Below are 19,028 nucleotides of genomic sequence, written 5' to 3'. Positions count from 1 at the left end.
CCGGCGCGGACGCCGGGGTTTCGTTGAACTGCTTCAGCGTCCGTCTATTTCTTGCCGCGGAGGGCGGCCTGGGCCGCCGCCAGCCGCGCGATGGGCACGCGGAACGGCGAGCAGCTCACGTAGCTCATCCCGACGCGGTGGCAGAACTCGACGCTGGCCGCGTCGCCGCCGTGCTCGCCGCAGATGCCGACCTTCAGGTTTTTGCGGGTCTTGCGGCCGCGCTCGATGCCCAGCTTGATCAGCTCGCCCACGCCGTCCTGGTCGATCGTCTGGAACGGATCGTCCGGCAGGAGCTTTCCGTTCAGGTAGTCCGGCAGGAACGAGCCGATGTCGTCGCGGCTGAAGCCGAAGCTCATCTGGGTCAGGTCGTTCGTGCCGAAGCTGAAGAACTCGGCCGTCTCCGCCATCTGGCCCGCCCGCAGCGCCGCCCGCGGGATCTCGATCATCGTGCCGTACAGGTACTCGAGCTTCTTGAGGCCGAACTTCTTGCAGACCTCGCCGTACACCTTCTCCACGATCCGTTTCTGATGATCGAGCTCGGTGGCCGCGCAGGTCACGGGGATCATGATCTCGGGGAGCGCCTTCTGGCCGGCCTTGACCAGCTCGGCGGCGGCCTCGAGGATCGCCCGCACCTGCATCTCGGTGACTTCCGGGTAGGTGACGCCCAGGCGCACGCCGCGGTGGCCCAGCATCGGGTTGTTTTCCCGGAGCGAGTCCGCGCGCTTGCCCAGCTCGTTCATGTCCACCTTCAGCTCGGCCGCCAGCGCCTGGAGCTTGTCCTCGCTGTGCGGGACGAACTCGTGCAGCGGCGGATCGAGCAGGCGGATGGTCACCGGCCGGCCGGCCATCACGGCCATCGTGGCCTTCATGTCGTTCTTCACGAACGGGAAGAGCTCGTCGAGGGCCTGGCGGCGCTCCGCCAGCGACTTGGACATGATCATCTTGCGGAGCAGGAACAGCGGCTTGTCGCTGCCCTCGCCGTAGAACATGTGCTCGGTGCGGAACAGGCCGATGCCCTCCGCGCCGAACTTGATGGCCTGCGCCGAGTCCTTCGGGGTGTCCGCGTTGGTCCGGACCTTGAGCACGCGGAACCGGTCCACGAGCTTCATCAGCTCGGTGTAGGACTTGTTATGATCGAGGTCGACGGCGACCAGCGGGAGCTGGCCGACGTAGACGAGGCCCTTCGTGCCGTTCAGGCTGATCCATTCGCCTTCCTTCACCACGGCGCCGCTCTTCGTCTTGAACGACTTGTTGTCGTCGGCGATCTCCATGTCGGAGCAGCCGACCACGCAGCACTTGCCCCAACCGCGGGCCACGAGCGCCGCGTGCGAGGTCATGCCGCCCTTGCTGGTCAGGATCGCCTGCGCCTTGTGCATGCCGTCCACGTCCTCGGGCGAGGTTTCCTCGCGGACGAGGATGACCTTCTCCCCGCGGCCCGCCCACGCCACGGCGTCGGCGGCGGTGAACACCGCGCGCCCGATCGCGCCGCCGGGGCCGGCCGGCAGGCCCTTGGCGATCGCGTGCGTGGCGAGCTCGGCCTTCGGGTCGAGCATCGGGAGCAGCAACTCCACGAGCTGGGCCGGCGCCACGCGCATGATGGCGGCCTGGGCGTTGATCAGCTTCTCCTTCTGCATCTCCGTGGCGATGCGGACGGCGGCGACGCCGTTGCGCTTGCCGACGCGGCACTGGAGCATGAAGAGCGTGCCCTTCTCGATCGTGAACTCGATGTCCTGCATGTCCTTGTAGTGCTTCTCCAGGCGGCCCTGGATGGAGTGCAGCTCCTTGTAGCACTTCGGCATGAGCTTCTCGAGCGTCGGCAGGTTCTTGCTCTGGTCGTTCTTGGAATACTCGTTCACCGGGGCCGGGGTGCGGATGCCGGCGACCACGTCCTCGCCCTGCGCGTTGACGAGGTACTCGCCGTAGAACTTCGCCTCGCCGGTGCCCGGGTTGCGGGTGAACGCGACGCCCGTCGCGCAATCATCGCCCATGTTGCCGAACACCATGGACTGCACGTTGACGGCGGTGCCCCACTCGTCCGGGATCTTCTCGATGCGGCGGTAATCCACCGCGCGCTTGCCGTTCCAGCTCATGAACACGGCGCCGATCCCGCCCCACAACTGGGCGACCGGGTCCTCGGGGAACGGCTTGCCCAGCACGTCCTTGACCGTCTTCTTGAAGTCCACGACGATCTGCTGGAGATCCTCGGCCGTCAACTGGGTGTCTTCCTTGTAGCCCTTCGATTCCTTGACGTGCTCGAGGTGCTCGTCGAGGACCTTGCGGATGCCCTTGCCGCCCTTGGGCTCGATGCCCGCGGCCTTCTCCATCACCACGTCGGAATACATCATGATCAGCCGGCGGTACGCGTCGTAGGCGAAGCGCGGGTTCTTCGTCGCGGCGATCAGGCCCTGGATCGTGTCGTCGTTGAGGCCGACGTTCAGGACGGTGTCCATCATGCCCGGCATCGAGCGGCGCGCGCCCGAGCGGACGGAGAGGAGCAGCGGGTTCTTGACGTCGCCGAATTTTTTGCCCATGAGCTTTTCCACTCTCGCCAGCGCGGCGGCGACCTGGGCCTTCAGCTCCTTCGGGTACGTCTTCTTGTTCGCGTAGTAGTGGGTGCAGACCTCGGTGGTGATCGTGAAGCCCGGGGGCACGGGCAGGCGCAGCTTCGGGTGCCCGGCCATCTCGGCCAGGTTGGCGCCCTTGCCGCCCAGCAGGTTCTTCATCGACTCGTTTCCGTCGGCCTTGCCGCCGCCGAAACTGTATACGTATTTCTTGGCCATGCGTGACTCCTTCTTGTTGTTCAGAGACGTCAGTTTCCCAGGATTTTTCAAGTCGGCCGCGGGGCCGCTAGGTCTTGAAAGCGGGCGAACACTAGAGGAACACGCGCCGCAAGTCAAGCCTTCTACCCCCGTCCGCCGGAGTCAATCCGGCGCGGACAGCAGGGCCTGCTTCAGGCCGCGGCTGGACGGTTTTTCGCCCAGCCAGATCCGGAAATACGCGGCCGCGAAATCGGCGCCGTCGATCCGGCAAATCTCCGTTCCATTCAAGCTCAATGTGGTTCCGCGACCCGGGACATACGTCAGGGCATAGCGGTCTCCAGGCTTCACATCCCTATAGGTTGCATTGAGTTGCGCCAGCCGCTCCCGGATCGCCTCCCTCTGTGGGCGCGACAGGTTTTCCCGCAGAACGTTGTCGCCCTCCTCCACCATGACCCGGGCCGGGATGTTGTAAAAGTAATGCAACTCCAGGCGCTTGGGCACGTCATCGAGAACCCGCGAGGGGGGAACGTCCTCGCCGAGGTACAGCGCGGCGGCGTAGACGGAGAAGAAGATCCGGGCCTTGAAAATCCCGGTGTTCCGGAGGACGATCGGCGTGCCGTCCGCTTCCACGCGCGGAGGGAAATACGGCATCGTGGCCGCGGGGGCCGTGACAGCCCCGCCCAGGAGCAGGGAGAAGATCACGCCGGCGCGTTTCATGGCTGGCCGGACGCACCGAGCGCCTTTTCCACGGCCGCCATCACCTCGGGGCTATCCGGCGCCTCGCGGGAGCCGAACCGCGCGACGACCCGGCCGTCGCGGTCCACGAGGAACTTGTTGAAGTTCCACGAAATCGGGCCGGCGAATTCGGGATTCGTCTCCTTCGAGGTCAGGAACCGGTACAGCGGATGGATGTCGTTGCCCTTGACGGAGATCTTGGAGAACATCGGGAACGTGACGCGGAAGCGCGTGGAGCAGAATTCCTTGATCTCGGCGTCCGTGCCGGGCTCCTGGTTCATGAAGTTGTTCGCGGGGAAGCCGAGCACGACCAGCCCCGCCTTCTCGTAGCGTTCGTACAGTTTCTGGAGCCCTTCGTACTGCGGCGTGAACCCGCAGCGGCTGGCGACGTTGACGATCAGAAGCACCTTGCCCTGGTACCCGGACAGCGGAACCTCGTCGCCCTCGATGTTCTTCACGGTCACGTCATGCACGGACTTCACGTCGGCTTTCTCCTCCGCCCGGGCCGGCTGTGTACCGGCGCCACCGAGCAAAACGCCCAGGATTCCCAGCGCTATTATTGATCTCATGGCCTTTTCCCTCGACGGAAAATAACCCGCTTTTCGGAAAAAACAACCTCCGCGCCCCGCGATCACTATTTATAAAAGGTGATCGGCCGTGCGGACACCGAGCCGGGCGGCCCCCGGATGGCCGTCGCTCGGGCATTCCCTGCGCACGCCGCTGTCTTTGCGGCTCGCGTGGACGCTCGTCAGAACGCTTTCCATACGATGCAGCCAAGTTTCTCGCCTGGAGGGCGAGCGTCCCGCGAGCCGTGACCGCCAAGGAGAACCTGCGCGGCATCGCATAGGGTCGGAGGTCCTTGCGCGCGGATTTGGGGGCTGCCGCCGCTATTGACAGGAAGCGGGGGGCGTCCGCACAATGCCCGGCATGGAGAAGCCTTTGTTTGAAGTCGGGGCCCCGGGCGTGGACGCGGAGCGCCTGGTCCGCGAAATCCAGGCGGAGGTCGCGCGCAAGATGGAGCAGGGCGTCTACGCCGACGCCCGCATCGCGCGGGCCGAGCGCACGAACCTCGTCCACCTGCGCAACGAGGAGCAGTTTCTCGGGTTCTACCTCCAGTGCCTGCGCGACGCGGTCTTCGTGGACATCTCGGATTTCGAGATCCGCGAGCGCCGCCGCTACCTGGCGCCCCTGCTCGTGCGGCTCAAGAAGGTCATCTGGGGCCTGCTGAAGTTCTATACCTACCGCCTGTGGTCGCAGCAGAACCAGGTCAACGGCCTGCTGGTCACCGCGATCGAAGGGCTGGACGAAAAATACGCGGCCCGGATCAAGGCGCTCGAGGCCCGCGTCGCGGAACTGGAGAAGAAGACGGGCGGCTGATCCGGGGCCGGCGGGAGGACGGGCCATGCGGAACGTATTCGAGATTCGACACCCGCTCGTGCAGCACCACCTGGCCCGGCTGCGCGACCGGGAGACCGGTTCCGCGGAATTCCGCCGCCTGCTGCAGCGACTCTCCACCCTGCTGGCGTACGAGGCGACCCAGGATCTGGCGTTGCAGGATACGACCGTGGAGACGCCCATGGCCCCCGCGCGCGGCCGCGTCGTCCGGCAGCGCATCGGCGTGGTGCCCATCCTGCGCGCCGGGCTCGGCATGGTGGATCCCGTCGTGAACCTCATCCCGGACGCGGAGGTCTGGCACCTCGGCTTCTACCGCGACGAGAAAACGCTCCAGCCCATCGAGTACTACCGCAAGCTGCCCGCGGGCGACCCGGTGGACGTGTCGCTCGTGCTCGATCCCATGCTCGCGACCGGCGGCTCGGCCGTCGCCGCGCTGGAGGCCGTGCGCGCCTGGGGCGTGAAGACCGTGAAACTGCTGGCCATGCTCGCGTCGCCCGAGGGCGTCCGCCGGGTGCACGGGCAGTTTCCGGACACCCAGCTCTACGTCTGCGCCATCGACGAGCGCCTCAACGAGCACGGGTACATCCTGCCCGGCCTCGGCGACGCCGGCGACCGCATGTTCAACGCGCGCGCCGCCTCATGACCGAGACACCGCCAGCGGAGCGGATCGGCGTTCTCTTCGACATCGACGGGACCCTCCTCGACATGCGCGGCGCGGGCCGGCGCTCCTTCGCGAAGGCCGTGGAAGCGGTGTTCGGCTGGCCCGACGACATCGCCTACGTGAACTTCGCCGGGAACACCGACCTGAACGTGCTGCAGCAGGTCATGGCCGCGCACCGCCACGAGATGACCGAAACGGAGCAGCGCGCCTTTCTGGCCCGCCTGCCGGAGGAACTGGAACGGGCGGCCGCGGGGGCCGAGCTGGTGCTGTTCCGCGGCGTGCGCGAACTGCTCGAAACGCTCTCCGGCGATCCCCGCGTCCTGCTGGGCCTCGTCACCGGCAACGTCGAGCGCTGCGCCCGGATCAAGCTCCGGCAGTTCGACCTGCACAACCATTTCATCCTGGGCGCCTACGGCGACGAGCATGCCGACCGCGGGCGGATCGCCGAGCTGGCCCTGGCCCGCGTTCGGCGGGCCCTGCCGCCCGGCGCGGCCCTGCGGGCCTGCTTCCTGGTCGGGGATACGCCGTTCGACATCGCCGCGGCCGGCCGCGTCGGCGCGACGTCCATCGGGGTGGCCACGGGGAAATTCAACGCCGGCGAGCTTCGCGCGGCGGGCGCCGATCACGTCTTCACCGACCTGTCCGACACCGCGGCCGTTCTGCGGCGGCTGGGCTTGCGCGGATAGCGGGCTCGTCAGCGCCAGCGGGCGCAAAGTTTCAGAAATGAACACGACCGGCAGACCGCTTCGTCATCGATGAAATCGAAATCCTGCTCCCGGGCCACGTTCCGCTCCGGGTCGGCCAGCGGATACCGGGTTTCGTAAGCGGCGTCGTGGATCAGTTCGCGCGCGGCCTCCAGGTCCTCGGCCGTGAACCGGTGTTCGGCGGCCGGGCCCGATGGGAAATCGTACTCCACGACCTCCACGCCTTCGGGCGGGGCTTTCCATCGGCTGGCCGCCAGCCAGGCCAGGGCCGCGCGGGCGAGGGGGCGCTGTGCGTCGCGCGGGTCGCCCCAGGCGTGCAGCGCGACCCCTCCCGCCGTCCGCGCGCCGAAATCCGGCCGGATCTCCACCGGCAGGCCGAGCAGGTCGAAGCGCAGGATTTCGCCCGCGGCGAGCCGGTCGGCGGCCGGGACGGCAGCCAGCGCCCGCGCGTAGTCGGTCCGGAGGAAAGTCCGGAGGGATTCCACGGCCCGCTCGGCGATGTCCTTCCACTCGGCATCCGGCACGGCGATGTCGTACTCGTGTTCGAAGAGGCCGTCCGTCGTCTTCGGCTGGGCGCGGTAGCCGTGCTGGCGCGAGGCCCTGAAATCGTCGCGCAGCCGCTGGAGCAGCCGGGCCGCGGCGGCGTCCTCGTCCAGCCCGTCGCGCAGGCATTCATGCGCGCCCCGGCGCACGAGTTCGTCGGCCCAGGCGGCGCGGGTCCGCAGGTCGCGCACCGGGCGGAACGCGGGGGCGTCCGCGTGGTAGCGGTAATAGTAGCGGCGGAGGCAGGCGTGAAAGGCGGCGTATCGCTCGGGGGACCAGAAGAACGGGGCGGGGGGGCTCATTCTCTCTTGCGTTCCCGTCGCACGGTCGAGGGCGAGGCATAGACCTTCCGGGAGCGGGACACGATGTATTCCTCGTCGTCCTTGCGCAGCACGAGGTGCTCGTCGCCGCGCGGCCCGCTTCCGCCCACGACCTCGTATTCCCCGATGAAGTCCCCGACGCGGACGAAAGAATGGGGGGCGGGGGGCGGGCCGAGGGCGACGCGGTAGATCACTTCGTTGGTGCTGAAGTAGTGGGCCGCCCGCAGCAGGACGTTGGAGATGTTGGAGCACGCGACGCGCTTGAAGCCTTCGTACCGGAAGGCCGGCTCGTTGGTCGCGGCGAGGTCTTCCTCGGCGGGTTCGTCCGGAAGCGCGGCTTCGTCCACCGCCTCGGAGAGCGCGGGGCGTTCAGCGGCCGGGCCCGCCGGGGCCGCGGGGGGCTCGGGCCGCGTCCCGACGCATCCGGCCAGGGCGCCCGCCAGCAGAAACGCCATGCACACCGCGATCTTCATAGGATCTTTCGTGTCTTGTAGCGAATCCCCGGCCCGGGGGCGAGACGAAAAACCCCGGCGCGGGCGGCGTCTTCGAGCGTGCATTCCCATCCGGCCTGAAGATAATGCCCTCCGCCGGCATTTCACACTGAACCGTCATGAGCCTGTCGGACCGCATACGGCAGAGAGCGTTGGAACTGGGCTTCGATCTCGTGGGCATCGCGCCCGCCGAGCCCCCGGCCTGCGCGGAAGTCCTGCACGACGCGGTCGCGCGGGGCTACGCGGCGGAGATGGGCTGGCTGGAGCGGTCCGCCGCCCGCCGGGCCCGGCCGGAGGCCGTGCTGCCGGGCGCCCGGGCCGTCGTCGTGGCCGGGTGTTCCTGTTTCGTGGAGTGGCCGGCCCCGGCGCTGGCGGGCGATCCCCTGCGGGGCCGGGTGGCGGCGTACGCCTGGGGCCCGGACTACCACGGCGTGCTGCTCCCGCGCCTGGAGGAGCTGGGCCGGTTCGCCGGGCGCGAGAAGCCGGGCACGGCGTGGCGGGCGACCGTGGATACCGGGCCGGTCCTCGAGCGGCATTACGCGGGCCGCGCCGGGCTGGGCTTCGTGGGGCGGAACACGCTGCTGATCAATCCGCGGTTCGGGTCGCTGGTCTCCCTGGGCGCGCTGCTCCTCGATACGGATCTCGAGTACGACGCGCCGGCGCGGGGCAGTTGCGTTGGGGAGGCGCCGCATCCGTGCGGCCGGTGCGCCCGCTGCCTGGGGGCCTGCCCGACAGGGGCTTTCCCGGAGCCGTTCCGACTCGATGCACGGCGCTGCATCGCCTACCTGACGATCGAGCACCGGGGCCCGATCCCGGAGGAACTCCGCCCGCGCCTGGGCAACCGGATTTTCGGATGCGACGACTGCCAGGCGGTCTGCCCGTGGGTCCGCCGGTTCTCCCGTCCCGCCGCCCGGCCCTTTCTCCGTTTCGAGCCGGACCGCTGGGCGCCCCGCCTGGCGGACGTGCTCGCGCTGGACGAGCGGGGATTCCGGGAGCGCTACGGCGGCACGCCGCTGGAGCGGACCGGCCGGGCGCGGCTGATCCGGAACGCGCTGGTGGCCGTCGGCAACAGCGGGCGGCCCGAGGCGCGCGCGACGCTCGACCCCCTCCTCCGGCAGGCCGACGAAGGGCTGCGCGAGCACGCCCGCTGGGCTTTCCAGCGCCTGGGCGGAATTGACGCAACCCCTTCCTTGCAGGAGAATAAGGCGTTGGAATCTGAATAACGGGCGGCCGGCGTCGTCGAACGCGGTGGAGGCACTAAAAATGAAACGCATTCTTCGTGGGCTGATGGCATTGGCGATCGTTACCCTCGGCCTGGTTTCCTGCAGCACCATCGATGCCGTCACGGGCAAGAAGGTCAACAACCTCTGGTCCCTGGACGACGACATCGAACTGGGCACCGATTTCTTCACCGACATCCAGAAGTGGGCGAAGGAGGAGGAGGTCGGCATTAACCGCGACACGAAACGGGTCCGCCAGATCCGGCGCGTCACGGAGAGCATCGCGGCCGTGTCGCACCTGCCGGACCTGCCGTACGAGGTGATTCTCCTGCAGACGAACGAGGTCAACGCCATGGCCCTGCCGGGCGGCAAGCTCATTGTGCTCGCCGGCCTGTACGATCCCGAGGAAGGCCTGGTCCGGGACGAGGACGAGCTGGCGGTCGTCCTGGCCCACGAGATCGCCCATGTCAACTGCCGGCACTCGACCGAGGAACTGACCCGCAACCTGCCGTGGGAGTTGCTGCTCCTTGGCGGCGCGATCTACGCCGAGTACAAGGAGGACGAGGATTTGCAGACGATCTTCGGCGGAGCCTTTCTGATCTACGAGGGCCTGATCGTGACCAAGTATTCCCGCAAGGACGAGCGCGAGGCGGACCGGGTGGGCCTGATGTACATGGCCCGCGCGGGGTACGACCCCCGGGCGGCGGTGCGGCTGTGGGAGCGGGCGGCGAAGCAGGAAAGCTCCATCGACCGAGCCCTGAACATGCTTTCCACGCATCCGTCCAGCAAGGATCGCGCGCGCGATCTCGAGGAGCACCTGCCCGAGGCCCTGGCGGCGTACGAGTCCGCGAAGGCGTCGCCCGCGCACCGGGGCCAGACCCTGGCCCAGGACCCCGGGCCGGGCTGGGTCAAGATCAAGAACCCGCGGCGGTCGCTGGTCAGCGCCCCCGCGGATGGAACTTCCGTGCCGAGCGAAAAGAAGGCCGCGAGTCAAGGAAACTGGGTCCGGTAATTGGGTGACCGGCCCGGCGCAGGCAACCCAACAGGAAAGGAAAGCCGATGAAGAAGCGGTGGATCGTGATAGGCATGCTGGTGGCCGCCGTGGTGTCCGCGCGGGCGGGCGAGACGTTCGAGTACCCGGAGGGGGATCCGGCGTTCAGCCTCCGGTTCCCGGGCAGTTGGACCGCCGAGGTGAACGAACAGGACGCGCTGGAAGGGCTTTCCGGCGACGAGACAGTGTACCTGGTGCTGTGGGAGGTGGAGGACCTCGACCACCTCGAGGACGAGATGACCGCGACGGCCGAGCAGCTTCTTTCGGACGTCGAGTTCGACGACGAGGACGAGGAGATCACCAACAAGTACGGCGTGAAGTTCTGGCTCAAGCACGGGGACGGCACCGAGCAGGAAAGCGAGGAGGCGGTGCAGTTCACCATCGCGGTGTTCGGCCCGACCGAGAACCGCGCGTTCGTGATGCTCTACACGATCGAGAAGGAGAACGCGACGGACGAGGCCAAGCGGCAGTTCGTGAACATCATGGAGTCGGTCTCTCCGGTCGCCGCGGAAGAGGAAGCGGAGGAGGAACTGGTGGAAGAGGCCGAGGAATAGTACGGGCCGGATCCGCACCCCCCGGGCGCCCCTCGCGCCCGGGGTTCGTTTTCAAGGGCCGGGGGCCGGCGGCGTGTCCGGCGCCCGGGCCGCCTGCGCGATGACCCGGGCCAGTTCCGCGAGGCGGAACGGCTTGGTCACCACGCCGGAAAAACCGTGCTCCCGGTAGGTGGCCATCACCGGGTCGGTGGCGTACCCGCTGGCGATGACCGCCTTCGTGTTCGGATCGAGCCGGCGCAGGTCCTTGAGGATCTCGACCCCGTTCTTGCCCCCCGGGATGGTCAGGTCCAGCACGGCGACCCGGAAGGGGCGACCCGATTGCCGGCCCTCTTCAAACCGTCGCACGGCCTCGTCGCCGTCCCGGGCCTCGGCGACCTCGTACCCGACGCGTTCCAGCATGCGGGCGGTCAGGCGGCGCACCGGTTCCTCGTCGTCCACCACCAGGATGCGGCCGGAGCCCTTCGGGATCGATTCCAGGTCGGGCTCCGGCACGGGCTCGATCGGCTTGTCCGTGGCCGGGATGTAGACGCGGAAGGTGGATCCCCGGCCGACCGCCGATTCGACCGTGATGCGCCCCCCGTGCTTACGGACGATGGAGAGGCTGGTGGCCAGCCCCAACCCGCTGCCTTTTTTCTTGGTGGTGAAGTACGGATCGAAGAGCCGGTCGAGATGCTGGGGCGGGATGCCGGCGCCCGTGTCGGCGATGACGATGGCGATGTAGCGGCCGGGCTGCGGCAGGTGGATCGCGTCCCTTTCGACAACGACGTTCCGCGCGCGGATCGTGATCGCGCCGCCCTCGGGCATGGCCTGGTCGGCGTTGGCCGTCAGTTGCTGGATCACCTGGCCGACCTGGCCCGGGTCCGCCTCGACGCGCCAGAGGTCGGGGGCCAGCTGGAACTCGACGCGCGAGGCGGAGCCGTGCAGGGCACCCGTGGCGGCGTCCCGGATCACGGGCCCCAGGTCGCACACCTGTTTGACGGGCAGGCCCCCCTTGGCGAAGGTCAGCAGTTGCTGCGTGAGCCCCTTGGCGCGCAGGGAGGCGGTTTCCGCCTCGTTGAGAAGGATACGGGTCTCCTCGTCCAGCGGGGGATCGTTCATGCGGACCAGGTGGAGGTTGCCGAGCACGACGGCGAGGACATTGTTGAAATCGTGGGCGATGCCGCCGGCGAGGATGCCGAGGGACTCGAGTTTCTGGATCTTGGCCTGCTCCTGCTCGCGCAGTTTCTGCTCGGTGATGTCCAGGAAGATCACGGCGAACCGCCCCCGCTGCGGGCTGAAGGCCAGCACTTCGAACGTGCGGTCCAGCGTCGCGGAGTGGTCCACGAAGTGGACCGGCTCCCCGGTCAGGGCCACGTGGCCGTACCGCTCGATCCAGGCGTCCTCCGTCCGGGGCAGGACCTCGCGCACGGTGCGCCCGATTACCTCCGCGCGGGAAAGGCCCGTCAGGCGCTCGAAAGCGGGGTTGATATCCAGGAACCGGTAATCGCGGGGCGTGCCGGCGGCGTTGCAGATGATTTCGTGCAGGGCGAACCCGCCGGGCATCTGCGCGAACAGGAGGCGGCCCGCCCCATTGCTTCGCTGGCGGGCGAGCTGCATTCCGAGCAGAAGCCCCGCGATCACGAGTCCGGCGCACCAGGCGGCCCGGCCGGCCGTCCCGGAGAGCAGGCCGGGCCTGAAGACGAGCGGCAGGACCGCCAAGGCCGCCGTCGCGGCGGCGGTCACGGCCAAAAGGACTTTATGGCGAAGCGTCATACGCCGTGGCGCGGGCGGCCTCCCGCCGCCCCGCGCGTCCATTCGTCAGGATAGTGTGCGGATTCCGGGGGGATAGGGCAAATCCTATTTGCCGGGCCGGTCGGCGGCCGGCCGGGCCGACGCGCGCGACTCCAGGACCCGGAGCAACTGGAGCTTGGACGCGAAGCGGTAGATCGCGAGGGGGAGGTGGAAGAAGTAGAGGATCATCCAGGCGATGTTCCAGGGAAACGGCGTGAGGATCACGAGGAAGAGCAGCAGGACGATGGCGGCCCAGGCGCCGGCGCAGCGCGCGAGCACGAACCGGCGCTCGCGGGGCCCGCGGGCGTTGAGGATGCTCGTGGCCGTCGCGAACCCTCCGAGGAGGAGGGCGGCGCCGGTGATCAGGATTCCCAGCCAGGCATTGATCGTCAGGGTGCCCATATCGAGAGCCGCGGACTGTACCTGCCCGAGCCGAAAAAGTCAAAAACCGCCGGTTTGGTCTTGACTCGGGTCCGATTCTTGCCGACGCTCCGCGCCCTTAATGAAGGAAACGCCATGAACCCGTTCCTGCGCCTTGCGCCCGCGATCCTCCTGCTCCCCGTTTCCGTCCTGGCCGGCCCGCAATGGGGCCGCACGACGGAAGGCCGCTTCACCGCCTCCCTGTCCGTCCTGGGCGGGCAGATGACGAAGCTCGACGGCTTCGTCCAGGAAACGACCCGCCCGTACTACGACCTCACGGACCCGGACAAGAACTCGCAGTTCGCCGAGACCTACACGCTGGAGGAACTGGGGTTCGACGGCGGCTATGCCACCTTCGGCCTGGACTTCGAGAAGGCGTGGCGCTTCGTCACCCTCCAGTCCAGGCTGACGTACCTGAATCCTTCGGAGAGCACCCGGGCCGTCCGCGACTACTATATCGGGGTGGACGACGTCAGCTACAACGGGGAGTCCTACGACTACATGACCATCCCCGAAGGCCAGGCCTTCAAGGCGGAACTGCAGGGCGGCACGTTCGCGCTGCGCGCCATGGTCACGCCCGTCTCCATCAACGCCGGGGACGTCGTGGAATTCACGCCGTCCATCGGCCTGGGGCTCAACGTGTTCTTCAGCCGCTTCGAGATCGACGCCGGTCCGGCCGAGGGCGTAATCCTCTACGAAATCCCCCCCCGGGAATACGTGGTCGGCGGCAAGGGCGAGGGCTGGACCGGCATGGTCCTGCCGGAGCTGGGCCTGGGCCTCGACGTGCGCATGGGCGGCCGCCACCCGGACAATCCGCGCGCGCCGGAACTGCTCCTGCAGGGCTATGTCGCGGTGCTGGACTTCAGCGGCAGCACGGAGGACATCGGCATCTCCTCCCGCAACGACAAGGTCCTCGACCTGGACTACGACCACTTCGAGGCCCGCGCGCTCCTCGGCATCCCGATGTCCGACACGCTGGAACTCCTGCTGGGCATCGGCGTGCAGCACATGAAGGCGGACGCCGAGGTCCTGGCCAAGGACCGGCCCGACGAAGAGGTCGCGGACCGGCGCGAGAAGTTCAACAAGTTCGTGCAGCTGGAAACGACCACCGTCATGTTCCTGGCGGGCCTGCGGTTCTGACCTTAAGAAACAAGCACCGCGGGGGAGCTCGGAAGATTTGTTAACGCAAAGGCGCAAAGCGCGCAAAGGCTGTGAATAATAAAGAGAATCCGTTCTGAACAACCAGTTCCCCCTCGACAGTCTTTGCGAACCTTTGCGTTCCTTCGCGACTTTGCGTTAAATGCCTTTTTGGTTGTGGCTATGCCTTGATGTGTCAGTTCGCGCTAATTAGCGGCTCAACGTTCCGTGGCCGCGGGCGGTCCAATCCGGCGTTGACAACGTCCTGCGCGCGATTAGAGTACATCTGCGTTTGCGGCTGGACCGGGCGCCCCGGCCGGGCATCCGGGCAGGGAGGAGCGGAGGGGAGGGGAAGCGGAGGGCATGGTGGATACGGTGCTGTTGAGCGAGCGGATCCAGATCGAACGCAAGCAGTTCTATTTCGACCTCAAGGAAAACCCCCGCGGGCGTTTCCTGCGGATCACGGAGGAGGTGGGCGGCCGGCGGGACACCATCATCGTTCCCTCCACCGGCCTGGATCTTTTCCTCGACACCATCGAACGCGCGATCGAGGCGGACAAGGGCGGCAACCAGGCCGCGCCGGCCTGAATCTCCGGCGACACGGACGGCACGGGAGAGAATCATGAAACGAACGGGATGGATGGTGTTCGGCTGGGCCCTCGTCCTGCTGCCGCCGGTCTTCCTCGCGCTCTGCGGCTGCGAGGTCGGCTCCGCCGACAGCGTCGTCCGCATGGTCGCCGTCGATTTCAGCGGGTTCTACCAGGGCACCGGGTCCAACGGAACCCAGATGGTCTCGCCGGCGAACAGCGGGGACGAGGTCACGCTGCTGAACCTGCGCCAGAACGGCGACCAGCTCGAGGCCATAGACAACAACGGCATCGTCTTCCGCGGCACCCTGGGCAACCTGGTGGATACAACGGCCTCCTTTACCCTCGAGGGCCGGACCACCGTCGGCCGGTCCGTGACCATCTCCGGCACGTTGAGCGGCGAGGGCACCGACGGCACCATGCGCGGGACCTGGATCGAGCCGAACCAGTACTCCACGCTCTACGCCGAGGCCGTCATCAATCCCTCGCCAACCAACAACCCCGTCGGGACCTATACGCTGACGGTTACCATCAACCCGTCGGGCGCCGGGTCGGTTTCCCCGTCGGGGGGCTCGTATTCAAACGGGGCCGTGGTTACGCTTCAGGCGACCGCGAGCACCGGGTTCTCGTTCTCGAGCTGGTCCGGGGATTTGAGCGGCAGCAGCAATCCCACCACCATCACGATGACAGGGGATAAAAGCGTAACGGCCAACTTCCAGTAGCGCGAGCCCCTGTGGGCCCGTTGATCCGCGGAAAGATCGAATGAAACGAACGGCGTGCATTGCTCTCGGGTTGGTCGCGGCGCTGGTGCCGCTGGTCCTCTATTCGCTGTGCGGCTGCGAAGTGGGTTCGGCCGACAGCGTCGTGCGGATGCTCGGCATCGATTTCAGCGGCTTCTACCAGGGCACCGGCGCCAACGGCACGGGGATGGTCTCGCCGCCGAACAGCGGCGACGAGGTCACGCTGCTGAACCTGCGCCAGAACGGCGACCAGCTCGAGGCCGTCGACAACAACGGCATCGTCTTCCGCGGCACCCTGGGCAACCTGGTGGATACGACCGCCTCCTTTACCCTCGAGGGCCGCACCACCATCGGCCGGTCCGTGACGATCTCCGGGACGCTGAACGGCGAGGGCACCGACGGCACCATGAGGGGGACCTGGATCGAGCCGAACCAGTACTCCACGCTCTACGCCGTGGGCACGATCAATCCCTCCCCGACCGGCGTCGTCGGGGAGATCACGATCAGCCCGGATGGAGATACCCTTTACTCGAACCAGAACAGCCGGGTGTTCACGTGCAACGACACGGGATCGTCGCCCTTTACCTGGACCGTGGGCAACAGCAGCCGCGGGGGCGTATCGCCCGGCACGGGGACGTCCGTCACGTATACGCGCACCGCCTCGGGCGACAACACCCTGACCGTCACGGACGCCGCCGGGCGGACGGACACGGTGACGATCTTCCAGCCGTCCTCGTCCACGAACACAACGGACAACGGCTCGAGCACGAACGGCACGGGCAACGGCACGAGCACCAACGGCAATGGGAACGGATCGAGCACGAACGGCCCGCCGGCCCCCGGCGGTGCGGCGATCCGCTTCATTTATACCCGCGGCGGCCCGTCGGCCTAATCCACCTTCATGCGAAAGGCGCCTGGAGGGCGAGCGTCCCCGCGAGCCGGAGAAGGAGCCCCCGCCGATTCCGTCGGGCACGGCGGCTATTCCATCGGCGGCAGGACGCCCTCGGAGACGAGCTGGGCGTCCATCTCGGGCGTGAGCGGAAGGGGCAGCGGCGGGAGGCCCTGCCGGATCACTTCCATCTGGTATTCCTGGAGATGCTTTTCGAGCTCGGCGCCCGTGTAGACCGGCTGCGGGGGGGGCGGGGGCGGCTGCTGGCGCTGGCGCTCGCGCTCCTTGCGCCGCTCGGCGTACGACATCCGCTGGGCCTGCTCCTGCGTCAGGCGCTGCTGTTGCTGCTCCTGGTTCAGCGGCTGGATCTCGCCCGAGGACAGCTTCAGCACCGCCATCTCGGTGCCCTTGCGCAGCACCGCCTCCTCGTTCTTGTAGTCGGCGGAAACCAGCTCGACGCCGTCTTCCGCGTCGCCGATGCCGAGGAAGTAATTCCGGTTGCCGTTGGCGTCGATGATGCCGACCCGGATGCTGCCGTCCGGGTTTTCCCAGATGGCGCTCAAGCGCAGGGTCCGGGCAAACGACTGCTCGGCCGTCAGCGGCGGCGGCGCGACCACGGGCGGGGGCGGGGCGACGCCGAACGGCTTGCGGTCGAGGATGACCTGGTAGCGCGCGAAGTCCGCGGGCTGGTTGGCGCGGGCGGCCGTTCCCAGCGCGGGCAGAAGGAGGGCGGCCAGCAATTTGGCGTGACGTTTCAAGGCGAATCCCTTTAGCTATCCGACATCCAGAGTACCCGAAGCGTTGAATAGGTCAAGCGGAGCCGGAGCGGGCGTCGCGAGCGACGCCCCTACAGGGCTGGAACGTAGGGGCGCCGCTGGCCGGCGCCCGAGAACCTATGCCGCCATGAACGAACCGCAGAAGATCACCAGTCTACAGAACCCCCGGGTCAAGGACGTGGTCAGGCTGGCCCGCCGCCCGCACCGCGACGAGGCCGGGCTGCTCGTGGTGGAAGGCTACCGGGAACTGCGCCGGGCGGTGGCCAACGGCTGGAAGCCGAACGCCCTTTTCTACTGCCCGCCGCTCTACCTGGGCCACCACGAACCCGAGGTGGTCGAGGCCTGCCGCCAAGCCGGCGCGGAGCTCTTCGAATGCACCGAGCCCGTCTTCGCCAAGATGGCCTACCGCGACCGGCCCGAGGGCCTGCTCGCCACCGGGCCCCAGGTGCGCTGGAAGCTGGCCGCCCTGAAGCTGGAGAAGCCCGCCCCGCTGCTCGTGATCGCCGAGGCCATCGAGAAACCCGGGAACCTCGGCACGCTCCTGCGCTCGGCGGACGCCGCGGGGGCGGACGCCGTCCTGGTCTGCGACCCGACGACGGACATCAATAATCCCAACGTCGTGCGCGCGAGCATCGGCACCCTGTTTGCCCTGCCTGTGGTCGAGGCCACGCCGGAGGAGACGCTGGCCTGGCTGCGGGCGCGCGGCATCCGCATCCTGGCCGCCACGCCCCACGCCGACCGCGACTACACCGGGGCGGACATGACCGGCGGCACGGCGATCGTCGTGGGCTCGGAGCAGTACGGGCTCAAGCCGTTCTGGATGGAGCACGCGGACCTCAAGGTGCGGATCCCGATGCTCGGGCAGGCGGACTCGCTCAACGTGTCCGCCGCGGCGACCATCCTGCTCTACGAAGCCGTCCGGCAGAGAAGCAGAGGAGAAACTACGAAACACGCAAAACACGCGAAAGAGGGATAGCCTTTTCCTTTTCGCGTCTTTCGCGTGTTTCGTAGTTCCTTCCTATCCCGCCCGCCACCAGATCCACCCCAGCGTGATCAGCAGGGAGACGACGGTCACCGGGATGCCCGCGCGCGCGTGCTCGCGGAAGCCGATCTCGATGCCGTAGGGCTTCGCCTGCTCGATGACGATGAGGTTGGCGATGCTGCCGATCGTCAGCAGGTTGCCGGCATAGGTCATCGCGAGGGCCATGACGTACCACGGCACGGGGTCGGCGGGATCCATGAACTTCACCAGCAGCATTGTGGCCGGCACGTTGCTGACCAGGTTGCTCAAGGCGGCGGAGACGAGGGTCAGCAGGCCGGGCTGCCGGATGTCCATGCCGTGCCCCTGCAGGGCGGCCAGCATGCGCTCCGGCAGCCCGGCGGCCTCGATGCCGCGGATGACCACGAACAGGCCGGCGAACAGGGTGATCAGGTGCCAATCCACCAGGTCGAGGATCCAGCGCGTCTGCATCCTGCGGCTGCACAGCAGCACGCCGGCGACGGCCATGGCGGACAGCTCGCGCGGGATGGGCGTGAAAAAGAGGGCCACGAGGACGGCCGTTGCCGCCACGCCCTTCGCGGCCTGGTGCCGGTTGAACTCCGGCCAGACCGCCGCCGGGTTCGCGGCCGGCGCGGGGCGGCGCCACCGCCCGCGGTAGAGCCAGGCGAGGACGAGGAACGCCGCCAGCAGGGCCAGCAGCGAAGGCGGCCCGCACCAGAGCAGGAACCGGCCGAAGTGCAGGCGGCCGACCTGGCCGATCAGCATGTTCTGGGGGTTCCCGATGATCGTGGCCGCCGAGCCGATGTTGCTGGAGACCGCCAGCCCGAGGAGGAACGGGACGGGGTTGAGCCCGCTCCGGAGCAGCGAGACGGCGAGGACCGGGGTGAACGCCAGGCAGACGATGTCGTTGACCAGCAGGGCCGAGAGCGCGGCGCTGACGGCCATCAGGATGAGCAGGAACCGGGCCGGGCGGTCCATCAGCCGGGCGACCGCGAGCGCGACCCGCGTGTAGAACCCGCCGAGCCGCAACTGGGCGGACAGCACCATCAGCGCGTAGAGCAGGCCGAGAGTCGGGAAATCGATCGCCCGCAGGGCCTCCGGTTCCGTGAGCACGCCCGCGACGACCATGGCGATGCCGCCCAGCAGGGCCAAGCCCGTCCGGTCCAGGGCGAGCCCGGGGAGCCGGCCCAGCGCCACGCCGGCGTAGGTGACCGCAAAGATGATCAGCGCGGCGCGGGACACGAGGAGAACCTCCCTGTGTAGCGAAGACAGGCGT

20 protein-coding genes are annotated in these 19,028 nt (G+C 67.9%); 11 read left to right on the top strand and 9 right to left on the bottom strand.

The genetic code is table 11. The features are described 5' to 3' along the window. Positions 1-44: 44 nt before the first annotated feature. The 3 genes from KA248_08310 to KA248_08300 form a co-directional block, all read right to left on the bottom strand. Positions 45-2,780: a pyruvate, phosphate dikinase gene (locus tag KA248_08310; GenBank protein ID MBP7829905.1), complete on the bottom strand. Its 2,736-nt coding sequence runs from the start codon at positions 2,778-2,780 to the stop codon at positions 45-47. Positions 2,781-2,921: 141 nt separating this feature from the next. After that, positions 2,922-3,476 (bottom strand): chalcone isomerase family protein, encoded by a 555-nt coding sequence (locus KA248_08305; GenBank protein MBP7829904.1) that lies wholly within the window; start codon positions 3,474-3,476, stop codon positions 2,922-2,924. Beyond that, a complete protein-coding gene (locus KA248_08300; GenBank protein ID MBP7829903.1) occupies positions 3,473-4,063 on the bottom strand; it encodes a glutathione peroxidase in 591 nt (196 codons plus the stop codon). The genes KA248_08305 and KA248_08300 overlap by 4 nt, the downstream gene beginning before the upstream one ends. A gap of 358 nt (positions 4,064-4,421) precedes the next feature. On the opposite strand from KA248_08300, the gene KA248_08295 reads away from it, so the two are divergent. From KA248_08295 to KA248_08285, 3 genes are read left to right on the top strand one after another with little or no spacing between them, the layout of a single operon-like run. Next, positions 4,422-4,871: a hypothetical protein gene (locus tag KA248_08295; GenBank protein MBP7829902.1), complete on the top strand. Its 450-nt coding sequence runs from the start codon at positions 4,422-4,424 to the stop codon at positions 4,869-4,871. A 25-nt stretch (positions 4,872-4,896) separates the two neighbouring features. Beyond that, positions 4,897-5,532, top strand: a complete 636-nt coding sequence (gene upp / locus KA248_08290) for a uracil phosphoribosyltransferase (protein ID MBP7829901.1) — start codon at positions 4,897-4,899, stop codon at positions 5,530-5,532. Then, the gene (locus KA248_08285; protein ID MBP7829900.1) at positions 5,529-6,236 is read left to right on the top strand and encodes an HAD hydrolase-like protein; all 708 of its coding nucleotides are present in this window, start codon (positions 5,529-5,531) and stop codon (positions 6,234-6,236) included. The genes upp and KA248_08285 overlap by 4 nt, the downstream gene beginning before the upstream one ends. 8 nt (positions 6,237-6,244) lie before the next feature. Here KA248_08285 and KA248_08280 read toward each other — a convergent pair whose 3' ends face one another. Further along, the gene (locus KA248_08280; protein ID MBP7829899.1) at positions 6,245-7,099 is read right to left on the bottom strand and encodes a hypothetical protein; all 855 of its coding nucleotides are present in this window, start codon (positions 7,097-7,099) and stop codon (positions 6,245-6,247) included. Beyond that, complete coding sequence (locus KA248_08275) at positions 7,096-7,590, bottom strand: hypothetical protein (protein ID MBP7829898.1); 495 nt, start codon at positions 7,588-7,590, stop codon at positions 7,096-7,098. The genes KA248_08280 and KA248_08275 overlap by 4 nt, the downstream gene beginning before the upstream one ends. Positions 7,591-7,727: 137 nt before the next feature. Between KA248_08275 and queG the strand changes: the two genes are divergently transcribed. Genes queG through KA248_08260 form a run of 3 tightly spaced genes read left to right on the top strand, consistent with a single transcriptional unit; the run spans position 7,728 to position 10,433 of the window. Next, on the top strand, positions 7,728-8,831 hold the full coding sequence (queG, locus tag KA248_08270; protein ID MBP7829897.1) for a tRNA epoxyqueuosine(34) reductase QueG: 1,104 nt from the start codon (positions 7,728-7,730) through the stop codon (positions 8,829-8,831). 40 nt (positions 8,832-8,871) lie between these two features. Beyond that, entirely contained in the window at positions 8,872-9,840 is a 969-nt protein-coding gene (locus KA248_08265; GenBank protein MBP7829896.1) for a M48 family metallopeptidase, read from the top strand. Between the two features lie 47 nt (positions 9,841-9,887). After that, complete coding sequence (locus KA248_08260; protein ID MBP7829895.1) at positions 9,888-10,433, top strand: hypothetical protein; 546 nt, start codon at positions 9,888-9,890, stop codon at positions 10,431-10,433. A gap of 51 nt (positions 10,434-10,484) precedes the next feature. On the opposite strand, the gene KA248_08255 is transcribed toward KA248_08260, so the two are convergent. Further along, positions 10,485-12,161 carry a response regulator gene (locus KA248_08255; protein MBP7829894.1) on the bottom strand — a complete coding sequence of 559 codons (1,677 nt, stop codon included), beginning with the start codon at positions 12,159-12,161 and terminating at the stop codon, positions 10,485-10,487. A 108-nt stretch (positions 12,162-12,269) separates the two neighbouring features. After that, complete coding sequence (locus KA248_08250) at positions 12,270-12,605, bottom strand: hypothetical protein (GenBank protein ID MBP7829893.1); 336 nt, start codon at positions 12,603-12,605, stop codon at positions 12,270-12,272. A gap of 114 nt (positions 12,606-12,719) precedes the next feature. Here KA248_08250 and KA248_08245 point away from each other — a divergent pair, with 114 nt between their 5' ends. The 4 genes from KA248_08245 (at position 12,720) to KA248_08230 (ending at position 15,979) form a co-directional block, all read left to right on the top strand. Beyond that, positions 12,720-13,763 (top strand): hypothetical protein, encoded by a 1,044-nt coding sequence (locus KA248_08245; GenBank protein MBP7829892.1) that lies wholly within the window; start codon positions 12,720-12,722, stop codon positions 13,761-13,763. 360 nt (positions 13,764-14,123) lie between these two features. Then, a complete protein-coding gene (locus KA248_08240; protein ID MBP7829891.1) occupies positions 14,124-14,348 on the top strand; it encodes a PUR family DNA/RNA-binding protein in 225 nt (74 codons plus the stop codon). Positions 14,349-14,382: 34 nt separating this feature from the next. After that, positions 14,383-15,069: a hypothetical protein gene (locus KA248_08235; protein ID MBP7829890.1), complete on the top strand. Its 687-nt coding sequence runs from the start codon at positions 14,383-14,385 to the stop codon at positions 15,067-15,069. A 40-nt stretch (positions 15,070-15,109) separates the two neighbouring features. Further along, a complete protein-coding gene (locus KA248_08230; GenBank protein ID MBP7829889.1) occupies positions 15,110-15,979 on the top strand; it encodes a hypothetical protein in 870 nt (289 codons plus the stop codon). Between the two features lie 86 nt (positions 15,980-16,065). Here KA248_08230 and KA248_08225 read toward each other — a convergent pair whose 3' ends face one another. Further along, complete coding sequence (locus KA248_08225) at positions 16,066-16,734, bottom strand: hypothetical protein (protein ID MBP7829888.1); 669 nt, start codon at positions 16,732-16,734, stop codon at positions 16,066-16,068. 145 nt (positions 16,735-16,879) lie between these two features. Between KA248_08225 and KA248_08220 the strand changes: the two genes are divergently transcribed. Next, positions 16,880-17,728: an RNA methyltransferase gene (locus tag KA248_08220; protein ID MBP7829887.1), complete on the top strand. Its 849-nt coding sequence runs from the start codon at positions 16,880-16,882 to the stop codon at positions 17,726-17,728. Between the two features lie 42 nt (positions 17,729-17,770). Here the strand turns inward: KA248_08220 and KA248_08215 are convergent, their stop codons facing one another. Further along, entirely contained in the window at positions 17,771-18,994 is a 1,224-nt protein-coding gene (locus KA248_08215; GenBank protein ID MBP7829886.1) for an anion transporter, read from the bottom strand. Positions 18,995-19,028: the final 34 nt, after the last annotated feature.

This window comes from Kiritimatiellia bacterium (assembly GCA_018001225.1).
GTDB lineage: Bacteria > Verrucomicrobiota > Kiritimatiellia > CAIQIC01 > JAGNIJ01 > JAGNIJ01.
This window is presented reverse-complemented; position numbering and strand designations above follow the sequence as displayed.

What these genes read in the sequence shown, in the direction of transcription:
- KA248_08275 (MBP7829898.1), bottom strand. Translation starts at nt 7,590, where the DNA reads ATGAAGATCGCGGTGTGCATGGCGTTTCTGCTGGCGGGCGCCCTGGCC.
- KA248_08235 (MBP7829890.1), top strand. Translation starts at nt 14,383, where the DNA reads ATGAAACGAACGGGATGGATGGTGTTCGGCTGGGCCCTCGTCCTGCTG.
- queG (MBP7829897.1), top strand. Translation starts at nt 7,728, where the DNA reads ATGAGCCTGTCGGACCGCATACGGCAGAGAGCGTTGGAACTGGGCTTC.
- KA248_08265 (MBP7829896.1), top strand. Translation starts at nt 8,872, where the DNA reads ATGAAACGCATTCTTCGTGGGCTGATGGCATTGGCGATCGTTACCCTC.
- KA248_08260 (MBP7829895.1), top strand. Translation starts at nt 9,888, where the DNA reads ATGAAGAAGCGGTGGATCGTGATAGGCATGCTGGTGGCCGCCGTGGTG.
- KA248_08305 (MBP7829904.1), bottom strand. Translation starts at nt 3,476, where the DNA reads ATGAAACGCGCCGGCGTGATCTTCTCCCTGCTCCTGGGCGGGGCTGTC.
- KA248_08310 (MBP7829905.1), bottom strand. Translation starts at nt 2,780, where the DNA reads ATGGCCAAGAAATACGTATACAGTTTCGGCGGCGGCAAGGCCGACGGA.
- KA248_08240 (MBP7829891.1), top strand. Translation starts at nt 14,124, where the DNA reads ATGGTGGATACGGTGCTGTTGAGCGAGCGGATCCAGATCGAACGCAAG.
- KA248_08280 (MBP7829899.1), bottom strand. Translation starts at nt 7,099, where the DNA reads ATGAGCCCCCCCGCCCCGTTCTTCTGGTCCCCCGAGCGATACGCCGCC.
- KA248_08300 (MBP7829903.1), bottom strand. Translation starts at nt 4,063, where the DNA reads ATGAGATCAATAATAGCGCTGGGAATCCTGGGCGTTTTGCTCGGTGGC.
- KA248_08220 (MBP7829887.1), top strand. Translation starts at nt 16,880, where the DNA reads ATGAACGAACCGCAGAAGATCACCAGTCTACAGAACCCCCGGGTCAAG.
- KA248_08245 (MBP7829892.1), top strand. Translation starts at nt 12,720, where the DNA reads ATGAACCCGTTCCTGCGCCTTGCGCCCGCGATCCTCCTGCTCCCCGTT.
- KA248_08250 (MBP7829893.1), bottom strand. Translation starts at nt 12,605, where the DNA reads ATGGGCACCCTGACGATCAATGCCTGGCTGGGAATCCTGATCACCGGC.
- KA248_08230 (MBP7829889.1), top strand. Translation starts at nt 15,110, where the DNA reads ATGAAACGAACGGCGTGCATTGCTCTCGGGTTGGTCGCGGCGCTGGTG.
- KA248_08295 (MBP7829902.1), top strand. Translation starts at nt 4,422, where the DNA reads ATGGAGAAGCCTTTGTTTGAAGTCGGGGCCCCGGGCGTGGACGCGGAG.
- KA248_08285 (MBP7829900.1), top strand. Translation starts at nt 5,529, where the DNA reads ATGACCGAGACACCGCCAGCGGAGCGGATCGGCGTTCTCTTCGACATC.
- upp (MBP7829901.1), top strand. Translation starts at nt 4,897, where the DNA reads ATGCGGAACGTATTCGAGATTCGACACCCGCTCGTGCAGCACCACCTG.